Raw genomic sequence first — 499 nt, forward strand, 5'->3', positions numbered from 1 at the left:
GCGTTCCACATATGAAATCGGATGCAGATATTCTGTTGCCGTATTGGTTTGCGAGAAAATGCTTTCCGCCAAACCTGCCTGCTGCGCGGTAAAGCCGGTCGGCAGGATGTGTTTGATATTGGAGAAAGAATCAGTGGCCTGCGTGGTATAGTAAAATTGCAAAACACGCTGAACCTCCTGCGCAACCTGCACATTAAAACAGTCGGCAATCTGAGACTGGTAGTCGGAAGGCTTGTTTTGGGAAGCCATCATTTGTGCGGCTTTTTCTTAAGTTACCTGATAAGTACGCTGAATCAGCTGATTGAGCTGCTCTGTACTGACCGGCGTTTCTTGTTTGTAGAGGATACGGCCGTTTTGCAGGCTCAGGGCATACATTTGCGTCGCATGAATGCCAAACACGGCACCTTTTTCATCTGCCATTTCGGGAGCATGCGTATTCATCCAATGACCCAAGGCCTTGCGTTGCGCCAGCAAGTCTAAATCCAAAGCGGACAAAGGC

General features: G+C 48.9%; 1 pseudogene. It reads right to left on the reverse strand.

Annotation, left to right across the window (positions count from 1 at the left end):
- Window positions 1–499 (reverse strand): annotated as a pseudogene (pilM, locus tag ACTHUM_RS18955) (pilus assembly protein PilM); the annotation flags it as partial.

It is taken from the genome of Neisseria sp. P0021.S006 (assembly GCF_051956895.1).